The following is a 15,936-nucleotide window of genomic DNA, read 5'->3' as shown; positions in this document are numbered from 1 at the left end:
GAGATATTTCGAACCTTGTATTTTGTCTACCTGAAATTTCTACAGCTGCCTGTTCTGGAGCTATAAAACAGAAAATCCCTGGCCATGTGAGTGACTAGGGATTTTCTGTTTTTACAAGTCTTTATTTCAAAGAGCTGAAATCAAATGTATCGAGAAAAGCAGTTGTGAAGTTTCCTGCTTTGAAATCAGGGTCATCCATAAGCTTCAGGTGGAAAGGAACGGTGGTGTTAACTCCTTCTATCACAAACTCGCTAAGGGCGCGTTTCATCTTCACCAATGCTTCTTCCCGGGTCTGCGCACTCACAATCAGTTTGGCGATCATGGAGTCGTAGTTAGGCGGAATAGTGTAGCCGGAGTAAACATGCGAGTCTACACGCACGCCGTGGCCGCCCGGCATGTGCAGGTTCGTGATCTTGCCCGGCGACGGCCTGAAATTATTTTTCACATCTTCCGCGTTAATACGGCACTCGATGGCATGCATTTTAGGATAGTAGTTTTTGCCTGTCAGTTTATGCCCGGCTGCTACTTTTATCTGTTCCTTTATCAGGTCGTAGTCTATAACTTCTTCTGTAATAGGGTGCTCCACCTGAATTCGGGTGTTCATCTCCATGAAGTAGAAATCGCGGTTCTTGTCTACCAGGAACTCAATGGTACCCACACCTTCGTAACTAATGGCCATGGCACCGGCAATAGCTGCCTGTCCCATATTCTCTCGCAATTCATCGGTTATAAAAGGAGATGGTGTTTCTTCTACCAGCTTCTGGTGGCGGCGCTGAATAGAGCAGTCGCGCTCCGATAAGTGAGCCACCTGCCCATGCTGATCTCCGATTAACTGAATTTCGATATGGCGTGGTTCTTCAATGTATTTCTCCAGATAAAGGCCATCGTTACCGAACGATGCTTTTGCTTCAGCACGTGCATCGTTCCAGGCTTTCTCAAATTCCTCGTCGCTACGCACTATACGCATGCCTTTGCCACCACCACCGGCCGTGGCTTTCAGGATAACAGGATATTTGCTTTTGCGGGCAATTTTAAGGCCTTCTTCTAAAGAACTGAGCAAGCCATCAGAACCTGGTATGGTAGGAACGCCAGCTTTCTTCATGGTTGCTTTAGCAGAAGCTTTGTCGCCCATGGAGTTAATCATGTCGGGGGTTGCCCCAATAAACTTGATATGGTTTTCGGCACAAATCCGCGAAAATTCAGCGTTCTCTGATAAGAAGCCGTAGCCAGGGTGAATTGCATCCGCATTTGTGATTTCGGCGGCGGCGATCAGGTTGGGAATGTTGAGGTACGAAAGTGCACTAGAGGGAGGACCTATACAAACAGCTTCATCGGCAAATCGTACATGCAGGCTTTCTTTGTCGGCAGTAGAATAAACAGCTACCGTCTTAATACCCATCTCCTTGCAGGTGCGGATGATGCGAAGTGCAATTTCGCCCCGGTTGGCAATTAATATTTTTTTGAACATTTTTATCAAATTAGAAATTAGAAATTAGAAATTAGAAATTGTAAGGAAGAGGTAGCATGTAAATGCTGCTACGACCTCACTTTTAATTTTTAATTTTTAATTTTTAATTAAGACGGATCTACCAGGAACAATGGCTGGTCGAACTCTACAGGAGAGGCATTGTCTACGAGAACTTTAACAATTTTGCCAGATACCTCAGACTCTATTTCGTTGAAGAGTTTCATGGCCTCTATAATACAGATCACCTGTCCTTTTTTAACTTCATCGCCTATGTTAACAAACACAGGAGACTCCGGGCTGGAAGAGCGGTAAAAAGTGCCGATCATCGGGGCTTTAATGGTGATGTATTTACTTTCTTCGCTGGCTGGTGCCGGAGCGGCAGGAGCAGGAGCTGCAGGTGCCTGGCTAATTTGCGGTGCTGCAGGAGCAGGGGCATGGTGTTGAACCGGAGTAGCTGAGCCCGAGTCTTTCACATATTTAACCTTCTGGTCTGGGTCGCGCTTCACCGATATTTTAAACTCTTCTGTTTCGATGTTCACCTTGTTCAGCCCTGATTTGGCGATGAAGTCAATAAGGTCCTGGATTTCTTTAGCTTTCATTGTTATTTTACTCTCTCTGCGTAAGAATAAGTACGTGTGTCTACTTTAATTTTTTCGTCCTGGCCAATAAATAGCGGTACCTGAATGGTGGCACCTGTTTCTACAATGGCAGGTTTAGATGCGTTGGTAGCAGTATCACCTTTCAGGCCTGGTTCTGTATAGGTAATGGTAAGTTCCACAAAGGCAGGAAGTTCACAGGTTAGCGGTGTTTCTGTTTCAGCATGGAAAAGAATTGTTACCTCCTGACCTTCCTTCATCAGGTCGGCAAACGGAACAAGTTTTTCATCAAGGGCAACTTGCTCAAAAGAGCTCATGTCCATAAAGTTGTAACCAAAGTCATCTTTGTAGATAAACTGGTGCGGACGCTGCTCTACCCGGGCTGTGGTAATTTTGTGACCAGCAGAAAAGGTATTGTCTATAACTTTTCCGGTTTTGATGTTTTTCAGTTTTGTTCTAACGAAAGCTGGGCCTTTGCCTGGTTTAACGTGCTGAAATTCAGTAACAACATACAGGTCGTTGTTAAATTCCATGCACAAGCCATTTCTAATGTCAGCTGTGGTTGCCATAGTATAGTTGCGTAATGTAGTATATATATAAAGAGATAAAAGTATAGCCGAAATCGCGCTCTTGCAAGCAAAGTTAGTTAATAACCTGAAAATGTTGCGAAAAATAGAAGAAATCCTTCGTTCCTGAAGTTTCTGCCGTACCACCTGTAGCAATTAGTACATAAGGGTGGGTGCGAGTAGTGTATAATTTATCTACACAAAATTAGAGGTAATGGCAGCAGAAGATATAAGCAGTGAAGTAGAAATACTTTAGACTCCATAATGTTAGCCACCGTAACTTCAGGTATACATAATTGAGTTTTTTGCAACAATATGTTGGTAGTCAAAAGAAATTTGCAATAACTAACGATTGTTTGTGTGTTTATTGCGTATTCAATTATGTATTCGTGTCAAACATACAACAATGTGTGTATATTTAAAAAGAATATAAAAATACTTATATAAGTTAGGGTCTTTAGAGTAATCTGAAGATTGTATTTAAATAATGTTGGAACAACATAGCGAAATATTCTTTATAACCTATTACCTTTAAATTGACTTAAAATAATGGCACTTTTTACGGCGACTTCCTAGTTGCAGCACCTGATAAAGGTTGCTAATTAAAAAGTTTATTAATTATAGGCAGAAGATGCGGCGTTTATAAATTGTTGAAAAATAGCTTATTAAGTTTAAAATTTAAATTGAAGAAGCGTTGCCCGGCACGAGTTGGAGATAAAATTTTAGAAAATCATAAAAATTTTGAACTAACCATGGTGAAATTATCCTTATAAATAAACGGGTGACCTGGCAGTATAACAAATGGTGTTTTGCATTTATTTTTCTATAAATAGAAAATTTAAGTAACTAAGATTTGTTATTTTATAAAAAGTCGGGTAGATTGCATTTATCCTGATTATCAGGAATATTGAGGAAAAAATTAACCTAAAAAAAGCCAAATATCAATACCTATTGGCTTTATATATTTTGAGTTTAACTTTCTGCTATATAAAAGTTCGCCAATGTTAGATATCATCAATTTTATCGCTCTTTCCGGAGTTTTTAATGTGTTGTTTTTCTGGTACGCCTCAACTAAAATGAAGTCTAAAGCTGATCCAATTAAAACACTTATTGTTTCTTTCGTTTTCTCAATACCATTAACTCTGCTCCTGATAGGGGTGTATACCACTATGCTGGTTTATGCTATTAAAACCGGTGCAAGCGAAGATGCTATGTGGGAGTACATGGAACAGGAAGAGCTTCAGTAGTAAATTCTTACATGGAGTATTAACTGCTATATTTTCTAAATTTATAGCGGTAGATCAGTATCTCTCATTGGCTTTACCATTAACTTGGCTTTACCATTAACTCAGTACCAGGTGCTTTGAATAGAGGCATCTGGTGCTGAGTTTTTTTATGCTAAGACCCTTGGCACATTATGGCTGTTTTTGGCTTCTGAAGGCTATTTTTATTTAAATAATTTGAATTTTATTATTACTCTTAGCAAAGTAGAGTCTATGTAAAGTAGGGTTAAGCTAAGGATATTGTTGGGTTAGTCATAAAACAGTTTCATAGCAACTTGCCTTAACGAAACCAGGAGCTAAAGAGGTGGCAACATATTTCTTTCGGTATGTACTAAAATTCCAACGCTTTACAGGCACCCTTTTTTACTCACCTTTTCATAGAAACCTTTACATACTTAATTTGTTTTTTCTATTTCAGCGGAAGGAAAACCATATGGTCTCCCAAGGGCTGCATGCTGGAAAAGGTACAAGTGTAACTTCCAAGAAGAGTAGGAACTGGCTATTTCTGCTGCTTAGGAGCAGCATATTTTACAACTCTGTTATGATTCTTGATATTTTAATATATAATTCACAGCCTTACCTTAATTTTCACGTAAGAGAAAGGCACTTAGGAATTTAAAACTAAAAAATTATGAAAAAGAACTGGATCAACATTTTGGCCGCAGCATGCCTTACCTTAACATTCGGACTTACATCTTGCAGTAGCAACGAAACTACGGGTGTTGAAACCGACACAACAACTACTGACGATATGACGACAGATGATACCATGATGGGAGATACAGCCACTATGGGCACTACCACGGGTACCACTACCGGTATGACAACTGGTACTACAGGGACCACTACTACCGGAACAACCACAGGAATGACAACTGGTACCACCACTGGTACAACAGGCACGACTACAGGAACGACAACTGGCACCACTACGGGCATGACTACCGGTACTACCACTAGCACGACTACAGGAACCACTGCTGGCACCACTGGTACAACTACTACTGGTACTACTACCAACTAAATAAACCACACCTATAAAAAAAGAGGCTGCCTTTTAAAGCAGCCTCTTTTTTTATAGGTGTGGTTTAAATAAGATTAACGGCTTCCGGCGCTGCTTCCTATATCCTGACCGCCATCCTCTACGCTGGTGCCACCCTGGCGGCCTCCCTTCTGTGGCTTAATGCCTCCAATTTCTCCAGCTTGTGCTTTGTTTTCTGTTACCTGTTGCTCATCCACTGATTTTATGTTTGGCACTTTATTGCCTTCGTTCAATGTGTTTTCAGGATTTTCGTTTTTCAGTTTATCATTATCTTTATTTGTCATCATGTATAGCTTTAATGGTTAAAATTCAGTACAAAGCATGAGCTTAGGGCCTGTTGTTATAATTATTGTCAGCTGAGTTTCTTCTGCCAGAACGCTGTTCTATCTGCCGCGAAAAATTTTCGTTTAAACGCCCAGAGAGCGGATCATAAAAACGATGAGTGTCCGGGTCTGAGTTTCTGTCTCCATCGTAACCAAAGCTTAATGAACCTGCCATGTTGCCATAATTCTCATTCTGCCGGTGCTGGTAGTTGTCTGGGCCGTAGTCGTTATTAAAGTTACTGGCTGCCCCGTAATTATTTTGCCTGCTGGTAAAAGGCCTGTCTTCTGATCTGTTGAACCTGTCGTTTCGCTGCCAATTGTCAGGCTGTGAGTGGTGGCTCTGGTTAAAGTCGTTGTTGAAATCGGAACGGTGCCTGTCTGGGTTCTGCCGGTAGCGCTGCTCTTCCTGCCGGTCTCGCTGGTCGCTCCATCTATCTGCATTGTCGTTGCTGAAGCCGTTCCAGGTGCTTTGGTTGCGGTGGTCGCTGGAGGTGTCGAGGCGGTAAGCACCGCGGTAGGAATCCTGGTCCTGCTGCCGCTCACTGTTCCGCCAGTTGCTATCTCTATAGTCGTCTTCTCGGTTTCGGTTTTGCCGACTTGCTCTTTCGCTGTCGTGCCAATTATTTCTGTTCATAGCTGAATAGGGTTTAATCGTGTATTCCATATAAACGGTTGTAAGCGACCTAAGTTTAAATAATAGTTTTCAGCAGCGATTGAGTATGTTTTTAATCAAAACCGAAGCTGCCTTCGTAAAACAGTGTATAGAACTAAACTAGTAGAACCTAATTTATAAAAGCTATGAGACAAAACAGAGAAGAGCATCGTGGCAATTTTAATGACTGGAGGCAGAACGAAGAGCCGCGACAGCTGCATGAGCAACGGCATGGCAATAATTCGGACCGAGGCAATTACACCACCGACTCTCATTTTCATCCGGGAACAGGCAGAGCCTTCGACAAGGATTTTTACGATCAGCGTACATTCAACTCAAATGCCGATCATCAGTTTTCGTACCCGCAAGGGCGATACCAGGCAGGAGGTGCTACGTATTCCGGGCCAGACTACGGCCGCGACCAGCGGGCACATGATGACAACCCCTATGGCATGACGTATAGAAGAAACGATGGCTATAACTCAGGTCGCCACTATGACGCACGAGCTGACTATAGCAACACTGATTATGATGACAGAAACCATCCTGGTCGATCGAATGAACGAACAGGCATGGAAGATGAGCGCTTTGGGCATGAGGTACGCCGGGGCGGAGGTAACGACCGTTTTCTGGGGCATTCTTCTCCAGGAGATTATGAGTCGTATCGCCGCTATGAGCAAGACAACCGCATGTACGATAACGATTACAGCGGTGGCTTTGCAGGCAGGAACCATACTGCGGGCCGGGAGCATTTCGGCGAAGACTCCAGCTACAGCAGCATGGATTCCTGGAATGACAAAAACAACCAACGCCATAACAGGCATGAACAGGGGCAGCAGAACAGGCGCCGATAAACTCTAAAGGTTCTGTTAACCTGCAACACAATTGTACAAGCTGATTTTAACCTAAGATAATAAGATCTATGAGACATAACAGAGATGAAAATTTCGGTGATTACGGCAGAAATAACCATAACCACCAGCATAGAAGAGCATCACCGCAGTTCGGGTATGGCAACAACGAATACCGAACAGACCGTGGCCCAGAAGAAGAAAGCCATTACAGGCGCCATCCGCAGAACCACAATGGCAGGCGCGAACACTTTGGCGATTACAGGAGGACGCAGGATGATTTCTACAACCGCATGTACGACACCTCCAACTACAATGCTATGCCGCGTTACGAGGATTATGGCAGGCCAATTGGCCGGGGCGATGACATCGGTGACCAGGTGCACCACTTTCCGATGCAGGATGAGTCGTATTGGGAGGAGGAGCGGCACCTGCGCTACAACATGGGTTATAACCCGAATTACGACAACCCCGAAGAAGGTGATAGCTACCGAAATTTCGATAGCAGGGGCAACCATGGCTACCGGCACGATGCTTCTTATGGTCATGCCGACGAATTCCGTGATTTTGGCAACGACCACTACGGCAGGTCAGGGGGGCGAAACAACCAATCAGGCAAAGAAAACCACAGGCGATAACAACAGCAGCTGCCTGTATACTAATCTTACCTGGGCGATATAAACAAGCAATACATTAGAATAAAATTTCCATCTGAAAAAAAGCCACAGCCATTGTTGTGGCTTTTTTTCAGATGTTGCTTGTCTTTAATAAAAACGACCTTGGCATTTTTCCAGCTCAAAACCTTCTGGAGGACATTTCTATTAGAATAATTGAGTGGCTGTTCATGTGCGACTATGCCGTACGTTAACTTATCCGGCATTCAGGTTGCTCTACCGTTTGTTACCGCACATAAGGAGTAGGAAACAAGATAGATAATTGAAACTTGAGATATCTGGAATTCAGGAGATTTGTGTTGCAGTATCTACTATAAAAACGCCGGTATACCCTTGCATTAATTTAAATCAAAATCCTTCTGAAGGCCGTTTTCATTTAAAAAATTTAACACAGGATACTTGTTCATAGCAAGGCTGCTTCACCTACAAATGCTACTAATTTCTGAGGTAGAAAACCTTCTCAATTCCTGTTCGACTCGAAAACGGCCACTTGTTTATAGAGCTTTCCCTTTTCAGCTTTGGAAGATAGGTAGAGGGCAAACTTCATGCGGTTGTACTGGTTCGAGAGGTCAGCCACCAGGTCTGGTATTCCGTCGTGGTCGAGGTCGCCGGCCCAGTGCAGCACGTAAACAGAATTGTCTATGGTGTCGTCTTGCGCCAGCACCTGCTCCAGCTTTTTACCATTTTTGGTGCCACTTATTCGCCAGCCATAGCTAGTATAGGCGTAAGTGGAAGAGGTGGAGTCGGTGCGGGTGCTGTCGCCAAAGGCTGTGAGCATAAACTGCTTGCTTTTAAACCGGATCGGCAGCTTCTGGCCAGGTTTCAACACAGCGCTGTCGTAGGCTGCCGTATCTACTGCACCTGGTTTTATGCCAGCTAAGCCTGTTATAAAGAGCAGCGTGCTCGTGTCGCCGCCTATAACCTGCCGCCCTGATATTAGCTTTTTGTCTGTCGCATTTGCTTGTTGCGCATCCCGCACAGGATCATAAACAGTTTTTACCTGTAAAGTGGTAGGCCGAATTTCGTAGCTGCCATTTCTGTACAGCAAGCCGATCCATTGTTTTTTCTCGGCTCCCTGCCAAACTTCTTCTTTATGGAATAGTCCTTCAATCAGAATTTTAACTGGCTGGTCGGGTTCCGGACTCAGGTTGGTGGTATCCGGAACATACGCAGCAGAGGTAATAGAATCCGGAACAGAGTACACCAGGTCACGGTCGTCTGCGCGCTTGTCAGTCACGGCAGAATCGACCATGTGGGCATGGTCGGTATCTGTTGCCAGGTTGCTATCTGCAGACCGGTTACAGGAGAAAAGGAACAGCACGGAGGCCAGAACTGATAGGTGACGCAATGTGGGCATGAGCTGTGTGTTTTCGGGTGAGTAGGAAAACAAAGCAAAAGCCAGGCACCGCTGCCTGGCTTTTGCTCTTGTACCAGTTAGGTACTACAGTAGTTTATAAATCTTGTCTTTTAACCCGGAGGAGGCCTCTACAAGTGGTAATCGTACCTTGGCAGTACAAACCCCGAAACGCTCCAGCACGGCTTTTACGCCTACCGGGTTGCTTTCTTCGTACATCAGCGGGTTAATATCTACAAAGTTATAGAGTAGTTCAGCTGCCTCTGTAAAATTGTGGTTGAGGCCATGCTGCACCATCTGGCAAAATTTTTCAGGAAATGCATTAGCCAGCACCGATATAACGCCTACGGCTCCAAAAGAGAGCATGGGCAGGGTCATCAGGTCGTCGCCACTAATCAGCAGGAAATCCTGTGGTTTATGTTTGGCAATGAGCATGCACTGCTCCATGTTGGCAGATGCCTCTTTTATACCGATTATATTTTCGTGCGCGGCCAGCTTTAGCGTTGTGTCGGCTGTAATGTTACTGCCGGTGCGGCTCGGTACATTATACAGCACCACAGGCACCGGAGAATGATCGGCTACCTGCTGGTAGTGCTGGTAGATGCCCTGTTGTGAGGGTTTGTTATAATACGGACTAACGGAAAGAAGTGCTGATATGCCACTCAGGTCGGTTTGCGCTATGGTTTCGAGCACATGCTGGGTACAGTTTCCGCCAATGCCATACACCAACGGCAGTTTACCGTTAACGTGTTTCTTTATAAAGGCAAGTATGTCGGCTTTCTCTGCTGCCGATGTCGTAACCGACTCAGCTGTAGTGCCATTCACTACCAAATAGTTTACGCCACCTTTTATTGTAAACTCCAGTAGCTTTTGCAACCCTTCATAATCAACGGCCAAGTCTTTTGTAAATGGTGTTACCAGGGCTACGCCAGTACCTCTAAAAATATCCTGTATCATGCTGATAGAAAAATAAGAGCAGGGCTATGCCCTGTAAAGCTGCAAGTTTAGCTTTTTTTAGCTTAAATAAAACAGGAAACGATAGAGATTACTTAATTAATTGCACTAGAATTAGTATAAATTTTCAGGAGCAGGAGCCAGCGCCGCTACTGAATGTTATTTTCCTCTACCCACTTCAGAAACTGGTCTTTGTAGACTTCGCCAACCGGTATTTCCTTCGACCTTATTCTGATGCGGCTTTTCTCGATGCTGTCTATTTTCTGCAGTGCTACAATAAAAGACCGGTGCACCCGCAGAAAGCGTGTAGAAGGCAACTTTTCCATCATCTTGTTCATCGAGAGCAGGGTTATTATTTTCTGGTCTTTGGTCTGGATAATGATATAATCTTTGAGCCCTTCAATCCAGAGTATATCCTGAAAATCGACCCGAATGGTTTTGTAATCGGCTTTTACGAACATGAATTCCTGTTCGGGAGCCGGGGCAGGGGCAGGAGCCTGTGCTTTGGCTGGCGTGTGGTTATGCTGCAGCCTTTCCTGCGCCTTGGTAACGGCTTTCAGAAACCGGTCGAAAGGGATGGGCTTGAGCAGGTAATCAACGGCATCGTGGTTAAAACCTTCGAGGGCGTAGTTGGGGTAGGCGGTAGTGAAAATGATGAGCGGCTGGTGCTTCAGGATGTTCAGAAACTGTATGCCAGTTAGTTCAGGCATTTCGATATCCAGGAACATAAGGTCTACCTGCTCATCTTGCAGCACCTGCATGGCCTCGGTGGCGCTGGAGCAGGTCTGTACCAGTTCCAGAAAAGGCAGCTTTTTAATGTAACTCTCTATAATGTCCAGGGCCAGCGGCTCATCATCTACAGCAATGCAGCGAATCGTCATAGTTTTATTTTTTAGGTTGGGCGTAAATTTTCAGTGTGGCGTAATATATGCCTTCTTTCTCCTCCAGGCTCAGCTCGTGCCGGTTCGGGTAGAGCATGCTGAGGCGTTGCTTCAGGTTTTGCAGGCCAATGCCGCCAAAGCCTTTTTTCTTGTGTGTACTGATGTTGTTCACCGTACTGAACTGCAGGTACTCTTTCTCTACCAACAGGTGCATTTTTATGCCAATTTCGTTTTTGCTCACCAGCCCGTGTTTAAAGGCATTCTCTACGAGCGTCATCAGCATCATGGGAGCAATCATAATACCTGCCATTTCGCCCTCCGTGGTAAACTGAATGCTGGTTTGCTCTCGCAGGCGCAGTTTCTGAAGATCTATAAAGTTAAAGATATTTTCGACTTCTTTTTGCAGCACCACCTGCGAATCGTTGCTTTCGTAGAGCATGTAGCGCATGAGCAGCGAGAGCTTCATTATGGCGTCGGGTGTTTCGGGCGACTGTTTGTAGGCCAGCGAGTAAATGTTGTTGAGCGTGTTAAACAGAAAGTGCGGATTTACCTGTGACTTCAGGAAGGCAAGTTCCGCGGTCAGTTTCTGCTTTTCGAGCTCTTTGTTGCGGCTTTCGTTCCGGATGTAGTTGCCGGTTACTTTCAGAGCCGAGCTTATGAACACAATCATAAGACCGGCCACCATGTATTGCAAAATGCGTTCGTAGCTGTAAGGCGCCAGCATTTTAGGGTTAAACTCCCGGAATAGGTAATAGTCGATGGGCGGACGAATTAACGCGATAACCAGCAGCATGGCCAGCACACAGCCAATGTAAAGCAAAATACGGTTGCGGGCCAGGAACCGCGGAATGAGCACATACCAGTTAAAATAGAAGATCGCCATATGAAACAGCAGCCCACTCACCACATCGGTGGCTTTGTAGAGGGTCAGGCTGCCTCTGGAGTAGAGGAAGTAGATGATCCAGATAATAAAGATCAGCCAGCCGACAACGTGTAAGGCTATCTGGTATCGTTTTCGGATAGGAACAACAGGCAGAGAGAAAGGTAAGGTGCTCAAGGTCCGGATTTTTCAGCTAGTATGCGTTTATGAAGTTTTAATCTGGATTAGGAATCTAGTTACGCAACAGGATTTCCGTAGAAAATTTATACTGAATTATTCTAATGAAAAAGCCCTTCAAAAGCCCAGGGGCTAAAAAGTTGCCAAGGGTACCTATTGGTGCTGAACTTTATGTTTTACCAAGCCCGAATTCTAAGATCAGTCCTCAGCCAGATCGGGCTTGGTAGTACAAATTTTTATTCAATATACGCAAAATATTAGCATACCTGCTGTGCCTGGCACTGCTTATGCATACTCTGGCTACAGCTGCACTGAGTTTGCGTCCGGTTGTGGGTTCACAACGGTTGTGGCACTTCCGGCACTTAACTGATCATGTCAAGAAACTGCTCTTTCGATAAAATATTGATGTTCAGTTTATTGGCTTTCTCTAATTTTGCAGGACCCATTTTGTCGCCTGCCACCAGGTAGTTGAGTTTGGCCGAAATGGAGCTTACTACTTTGCCACCGTGCGCCACAATCAGGCTTTGCAGTTCTTCACGACTTACACTCTCGAACACGCCCGAAATAACAAACGTCTGGCCAGCCAGCTTATCGCTCTCCAGGGCCGGAGCCGTGCTGGTCGATTTGAGTTGAAGGCCTGCAGCTTTCAGGCGCTCTACCAACTGCACATGGTCCGGGTTCTGGAAGTATAGCTGAATTGACTGTGCGATGCGCGTGCCGATTTCGTTTACTGCCACCAGTTCCTCTGGCAAAGCGCCACGCAGCGCGTCGATGTCGGTGAAATGCTCGGCCAGTTTTTTAGCCACTGTGCTGCCCACATACCTGATACCGAGTGCAAACAGAACGCGGTCGTAAGGCGCCTCCTTCGATTTCTGTAGACCGGCAAGCATGTTAGCAACCGATTTTTCGCCCATGCGCTCCAGCGACAGGAGTTGTTCGGTGGTTAAATCGTAGAGATCGGCTGCGTTGCGAACCAGGCCTTTCTGATACAGCTGCTCAATAGTTTCGGGGCCAACACCATCTATGTTCATGGCCTTTCTCGATATAAAATGCTCCAGCTTGGCCTGTATCTGAGGGGCGCAGCCTTCGTCGTTAGGGCAGTAAAAATGCGCTTCGCCTTCTGTTCTGATGAGGGCTGTTCCGCAAGCCGGGCACTCGGTCGGGTAAATTATGGGAAGACTGTCGGCAGGGCGCTTCTCAAAGTCTACACCGGTAATCTTAGGAATAATTTCGCCGCCTTTCTCCACCAACACAGTGTCGCCGAGGCGGAGGTCGAGGCGCTGGATTTCGTTGGCATTGTGTACCGAGGCACGTTTTACAACTGTGCCGGCCAGCAACACAGGTTGCAGCAAAGCAACAGGCGTAACAGCTCCGGTGCGGCCCACCTGGTACTGAATACCTTCCAGTTTGGTAGTGGCACTCATGGCCGGGTATTTATAGGCGATGGCCCACCTGGGGCTTTTAGCCGTAAACCCAAGCTCCTGCTGCAGGGCATAACTGTTCACCTTAATAACTACGCCATCGGTCGCAATTGGCAGCTCAAACCGTCGTGTTTCCCATTCCTGAATGTAAGCCAGCACCTCGTCTATGTTTCGGCAGGTGCGCCAGGTCGGCGATACCTGAAAGCCCCATTTTTTTATAGCTTCCAGACTTTCGGCGTGCGAGTCGAAGGGGTTTGGACTGCAATGGAAGCTGTAGGAAAAGCAACCCAGCTTACGGCTGGCTACAATGCTGGAGTCCTGTTGTTTTAAGGTGCCCGAAGCTGCATTGCGGGGGTTAGCCAGTAACTGTTCGCCGGCTTCTTCACGTTCCTGGTTGAGCTGCTCAAACACTGGAAGCGGCAGAAATACCTCGCCTCTAACCTCGAACAGCTCCGGCAACTGCTCGCCACGCACCTGCAGCGGCACATCCCTGATGGTGCGCACATTGGCCGTTATGTCGTCGCCGCGTGTTCCGTCGCCGCGTGTGGCTCCCTGCACAAAATTACCCTGCTCATAGGTTAAACTAATGGCCACCCCGTCAAACTTCTGCTCACACACATACTCTACCGTTTCGCCTATAGCCTTCTGAATACGGTTGTCGAACTCGCGCAAGTCCTCTTCAGAATAGGTATTGCTGAGCGAGAGCATCGGGTACTTGTGGTACACCGTCGGGAAGTTTTTGGTAATGGTGCCGCCCACACGCTGGGTAGGGGAGTTCGGCTGCTTCAGTTCCGGGTGTTGCTGTTCGAGGTCGTGGAGCTGCATGAGCAACTGGTCGAATTCAAAATCGGATACCTCAGAAATGCTGTTCTGGTAGTACTGGTAGTTAAGGTGGTGTATTTTTTCTGTTAGTTGCTGTATTGCTGCTGCTGGATCTTTATCTGGAGCCATGAGTTTTGCGCTGGTTTAGGAGGTAAAATTATTAAAAACAGCCGGAGCGAACAAAGCCAGTTGCACAAGTAAAAGCAACCCATGCCGGTTAACACAGAAGAAGCTGCCCAGTGGCAGCCTCTGTCTGATAATAGAAATATGCTTATGTGCTGAAGGTGAAGTAGCTAGAACAGCTGAAGGAGAAAAGCAGGTGCTGATTTTTGGAAATACAGGAAGCTTCGCTACAACTCTTGCTGCAAATTGCTTATCTCAGAATTACACCGTCTGCTACAAAAGCCAGTTCTTCGCTTGGGGTGGTTATTTCGTTTATTTCTTCTTCCGATTTACCTGCATCTTCCGCATAGTGTTTCCTGTCGGCAACCGATACCGTTTTCATTTGGGCGGTTCCTGTAAAAACCACTTGCCGGCCACTAAGGTCTTCTGTCGGCAGAAAAAAGCCGTAGTCCCTGAATTTGACTTTCATGGTGCTGTTGTCGGCGAGTTTTACATCCATCCAGCAGCCTTTGGCCTGGCAGCTCTCCACAATTTCGGCTGTAACAGTAGCTTGAACAGAGTCTTTGCGGGCCACGGCCTGCTGCAACTCTTCCACACTCATAACATTTGCTTCCGGAAAGGCTTTTCCAAAAGTATCGCCTTCCTCCGGAAAGTTAGCTGCAGTTGTTTGCTCCTGGTCTGCCTGCTGAGTAGTTTGGCCGCAGCCACTCATTGCAAGGGCAAGTGAAAGTAAAAAGTATGTTGTTTTCATAAGCTCAATTCTGCTCTATTACCGGCCAAACCTACATGCCCTGCAAGCCAGACCGAAACATGGCAACAGGTAAAACAAATATAAGCTTTGCAGGTGAGACAGAAAAGGAAAAAGATAAGTTATAAAAGTGGGAGTGAGGAGGCTGCAGACCAGGTAGTCATGCCATTGCAAACACCTGAACATGTAGGTAGAAATACGGGTAGATCTCGTCTGCTTGCCTAGAAGACAAATGCGTTAGTTTGACCCTTGATACCTTTTTTGCTAAAATCCATTTAGAGGCTATTTCTATTAGAATAATTTGAATTCCTGGTAAAGCAGTGAGTTTAATCTGTGTGGTAGATCTCTTTAAGTAAACAGATAGAAGATGCTGTAGGTGTGAGGCAGAAGCAATGACCACAACGTTTTAGTCTACTGCTGTAGGTAGCCATAAAGTTGATTATAATCTGAAACGCAAGTCGGTACAATTCAATCCAAAGCAAGATGCCGCATAATGCGACCTGGAATTCATGTTTCAAAGCTTTCTCAATCTTAAAAATGATACGCTTGATCATGCGCAGAAGAAAGTAGGCTCCCAACTAACGGGGGAAAAACTCAACAGACCTGGCATTTTGGATAGCGAAGCGTACACGTCCGGTTAACATAGGAGAGTATTTGGCCGGAATAGTAATACGATGATCGGGCAGGATAACCTCGAAGGTAGTGGCAAGTTTAAGAGACCGTTTATCTGGTGTAAAGGCTACGGGTGCCATTAAATTAACCGGCGTGTTATGTATGGATAACCCGATAGATTGGTTAAGCCGTTCGGTATATAAATTGCCCGCATTAATTTTTTCTTCCGGTGCATCAATCTCGATGTATAACTCTGGGTAGTTAGCTACAAAAAATATATCTTGTGGTATAACTGCAGGGCTAAAGTTATTAACAGGCAATAGTGACGCAACATTAATTATACACTCTATTTTTTTTGTGTTTTCGTTGTAGCGTACCAGCATTTCGCGCGAGGTATATTCGTATAGGCTACTGTCGCCCTCAATTGTTATAAAGATGCTGTTGTACTAAACCTACGGTAGTTTTCTATAAAAAAAGCAGTGGATAAAGTTTACTTTTATAATTCACTT

The 15,936-nt window shown here is 45.4% G+C and carries 16 protein-coding genes; 4 read left to right on the top strand and 12 right to left on the bottom strand.

The features are described 5' to 3' along the window. Positions 1 to 121: 121 nt before the first annotated feature. The 3 genes from accC to efp all read right to left on the bottom strand — a co-directional run bounded on the left by accC (position 122) and on the right by efp (position 2,633). Complete coding sequence (gene accC / locus FVR03_RS21410; protein ID WP_147923819.1) at positions 122 to 1,468, bottom strand: acetyl-CoA carboxylase biotin carboxylase subunit; 1,347 nt, start codon at positions 1,466 to 1,468, stop codon at positions 122 to 124. Between the two features lie 107 nt (positions 1,469 to 1,575). Next, complete coding sequence (gene accB, locus FVR03_RS21405; RefSeq protein ID WP_147923818.1) at positions 1,576 to 2,067, bottom strand: acetyl-CoA carboxylase biotin carboxyl carrier protein; 492 nt, start codon at positions 2,065 to 2,067, stop codon at positions 1,576 to 1,578. A 2-nt stretch (positions 2,068 to 2,069) separates the two neighbouring features. Beyond that, positions 2,070 to 2,633 carry an elongation factor P gene (efp, locus tag FVR03_RS21400; protein ID WP_147923817.1) on the bottom strand — a complete coding sequence of 188 codons (564 nt, stop codon included), beginning with the start codon at positions 2,631 to 2,633 and terminating at the stop codon, positions 2,070 to 2,072. 998 nt (positions 2,634 to 3,631) lie between these two features. Here efp and FVR03_RS21395 point away from each other — a divergent pair. Together FVR03_RS21395 and FVR03_RS24580 are read left to right on the top strand one after the other, a co-directional pair. Further along, positions 3,632 to 3,877, top strand: coding sequence for a hypothetical protein (locus tag FVR03_RS21395; RefSeq protein WP_147923816.1), 246 nt, complete (start codon positions 3,632 to 3,634; stop codon positions 3,875 to 3,877). 667 nt (positions 3,878 to 4,544) lie between these two features. Then, positions 4,545 to 4,937: a hypothetical protein gene (locus FVR03_RS24580; protein ID WP_187270251.1), complete on the top strand. Its 393-nt coding sequence runs from the start codon at positions 4,545 to 4,547 to the stop codon at positions 4,935 to 4,937. Positions 4,938 to 5,011: 74 nt separating this feature from the next. Here FVR03_RS24580 and FVR03_RS21385 read toward each other — a convergent pair whose 3' ends face one another. Then, positions 5,012 to 5,242 (bottom strand): hypothetical protein, encoded by a 231-nt coding sequence (locus FVR03_RS21385; protein ID WP_147923815.1) that lies wholly within the window; start codon positions 5,240 to 5,242, stop codon positions 5,012 to 5,014. Between the two features lie 40 nt (positions 5,243 to 5,282). Next, the gene (locus FVR03_RS21380; RefSeq protein ID WP_147923814.1) at positions 5,283 to 5,912 is read right to left on the bottom strand and encodes a hypothetical protein; all 630 of its coding nucleotides are present in this window, start codon (positions 5,910 to 5,912) and stop codon (positions 5,283 to 5,285) included. A gap of 164 nt (positions 5,913 to 6,076) precedes the next feature. Between FVR03_RS21380 and FVR03_RS21375 the strand changes: the two genes are divergently transcribed. Beyond that, entirely contained in the window at positions 6,077 to 6,784 is a 708-nt protein-coding gene (locus FVR03_RS21375) for a hypothetical protein (RefSeq protein ID WP_147923813.1), read from the top strand. Positions 6,785 to 6,852: 68 nt separating this feature from the next. Further along, positions 6,853 to 7,419 carry a hypothetical protein gene (locus FVR03_RS21370; protein WP_147923812.1) on the top strand — a complete coding sequence of 189 codons (567 nt, stop codon included), beginning with the start codon at positions 6,853 to 6,855 and terminating at the stop codon, positions 7,417 to 7,419. A 496-nt stretch (positions 7,420 to 7,915) separates the two neighbouring features. Here the strand turns inward: FVR03_RS21370 and FVR03_RS21365 are convergent, their stop codons facing one another. The 7 genes from FVR03_RS21365 to FVR03_RS21335 all read right to left on the bottom strand — a co-directional run bounded on the left by FVR03_RS21365 (position 7,916) and on the right by FVR03_RS21335 (position 15,810). Beyond that, positions 7,916 to 8,812 carry a hypothetical protein gene (locus tag FVR03_RS21365; RefSeq protein WP_147923811.1) on the bottom strand — a complete coding sequence of 299 codons (897 nt, stop codon included), beginning with the start codon at positions 8,810 to 8,812 and terminating at the stop codon, positions 7,916 to 7,918. A gap of 84 nt (positions 8,813 to 8,896) precedes the next feature. Next, on the bottom strand, positions 8,897 to 9,766 hold the full coding sequence (dapA, locus tag FVR03_RS21360) for a 4-hydroxy-tetrahydrodipicolinate synthase (RefSeq protein ID WP_147923810.1): 870 nt from the start codon (positions 9,764 to 9,766) through the stop codon (positions 8,897 to 8,899). A 146-nt stretch (positions 9,767 to 9,912) separates the two neighbouring features. After that, positions 9,913 to 10,644 (bottom strand): LytR/AlgR family response regulator transcription factor, encoded by a 732-nt coding sequence (locus tag FVR03_RS21355; RefSeq protein ID WP_147923809.1) that lies wholly within the window; start codon positions 10,642 to 10,644, stop codon positions 9,913 to 9,915. Between the two features lie 4 nt (positions 10,645 to 10,648). Further along, entirely contained in the window at positions 10,649 to 11,701 is a 1,053-nt protein-coding gene (locus tag FVR03_RS21350; protein WP_147923808.1) for a sensor histidine kinase, read from the bottom strand. A 362-nt stretch (positions 11,702 to 12,063) separates the two neighbouring features. Beyond that, entirely contained in the window at positions 12,064 to 14,073 is a 2,010-nt protein-coding gene (gene ligA, locus FVR03_RS21345; RefSeq protein WP_147923807.1) for an NAD-dependent DNA ligase LigA, read from the bottom strand. A 244-nt stretch (positions 14,074 to 14,317) separates the two neighbouring features. Further along, on the bottom strand, positions 14,318 to 14,818 hold the full coding sequence (locus tag FVR03_RS21340; protein WP_255474349.1) for a DUF4920 domain-containing protein: 501 nt from the start codon (positions 14,816 to 14,818) through the stop codon (positions 14,318 to 14,320). A 575-nt stretch (positions 14,819 to 15,393) separates the two neighbouring features. Then, the gene (locus FVR03_RS21335) at positions 15,394 to 15,810 is read right to left on the bottom strand and encodes a hypothetical protein (RefSeq protein WP_147923806.1); all 417 of its coding nucleotides are present in this window, start codon (positions 15,808 to 15,810) and stop codon (positions 15,394 to 15,396) included. Positions 15,811 to 15,936 lie beyond the last annotated feature (126 nt).

Origin of the sequence: Pontibacter qinzhouensis (assembly GCF_008017455.1) — a bacterium.
GTDB lineage: Bacteria > Bacteroidota > Bacteroidia > Cytophagales > Hymenobacteraceae > Pontibacter > Pontibacter qinzhouensis.
Note: the sequence above shows the minus strand (reverse complement) of the source record. Positions and strands in the feature narration are given on the sequence as shown.

Excerpts from the sequence above, each read along its gene's own strand:
- FVR03_RS21385 (WP_147923815.1), bottom strand. The coding sequence starts at position 5,242 with ATGATGACAAATAAAGATAATGATAAACTGAAAAACGAAAATCCTGAA.
- FVR03_RS21365 (WP_147923811.1), bottom strand. The coding sequence starts at position 8,812 with ATGCCCACATTGCGTCACCTATCAGTTCTGGCCTCCGTGCTGTTCCTT.
- FVR03_RS21335 (WP_147923806.1), bottom strand. The coding sequence starts at position 15,810 with ATGCTGGTACGCTACAACGAAAACACAAAAAAAATAGAGTGTATAATT.
- accC (WP_147923819.1), bottom strand. The coding sequence starts at position 1,468 with ATGTTCAAAAAAATATTAATTGCCAACCGGGGCGAAATTGCACTTCGC.
- accB (WP_147923818.1), bottom strand. The coding sequence starts at position 2,067 with ATGAAAGCTAAAGAAATCCAGGACCTTATTGACTTCATCGCCAAATCA.
- ligA (WP_147923807.1), bottom strand. The coding sequence starts at position 14,073 with ATGGCTCCAGATAAAGATCCAGCAGCAGCAATACAGCAACTAACAGAA.
- efp (WP_147923817.1), bottom strand. The coding sequence starts at position 2,633 with ATGGCAACCACAGCTGACATTAGAAATGGCTTGTGCATGGAATTTAAC.
- FVR03_RS21380 (WP_147923814.1), bottom strand. The coding sequence starts at position 5,912 with ATGAACAGAAATAATTGGCACGACAGCGAAAGAGCAAGTCGGCAAAAC.
- FVR03_RS21355 (WP_147923809.1), bottom strand. The coding sequence starts at position 10,644 with ATGACGATTCGCTGCATTGCTGTAGATGATGAGCCGCTGGCCCTGGAC.
- FVR03_RS21370 (WP_147923812.1), top strand. The coding sequence starts at position 6,853 with ATGAGACATAACAGAGATGAAAATTTCGGTGATTACGGCAGAAATAAC.
- FVR03_RS21375 (WP_147923813.1), top strand. The coding sequence starts at position 6,077 with ATGAGACAAAACAGAGAAGAGCATCGTGGCAATTTTAATGACTGGAGG.
- FVR03_RS24580 (WP_187270251.1), top strand. The coding sequence starts at position 4,545 with ATGAAAAAGAACTGGATCAACATTTTGGCCGCAGCATGCCTTACCTTA.
- FVR03_RS21395 (WP_147923816.1), top strand. The coding sequence starts at position 3,632 with ATGTTAGATATCATCAATTTTATCGCTCTTTCCGGAGTTTTTAATGTG.
- FVR03_RS21340 (WP_255474349.1), bottom strand. The coding sequence starts at position 14,818 with ATGAAAACAACATACTTTTTACTTTCACTTGCCCTTGCAATGAGTGGC.
- dapA (WP_147923810.1), bottom strand. The coding sequence starts at position 9,766 with ATGATACAGGATATTTTTAGAGGTACTGGCGTAGCCCTGGTAACACCA.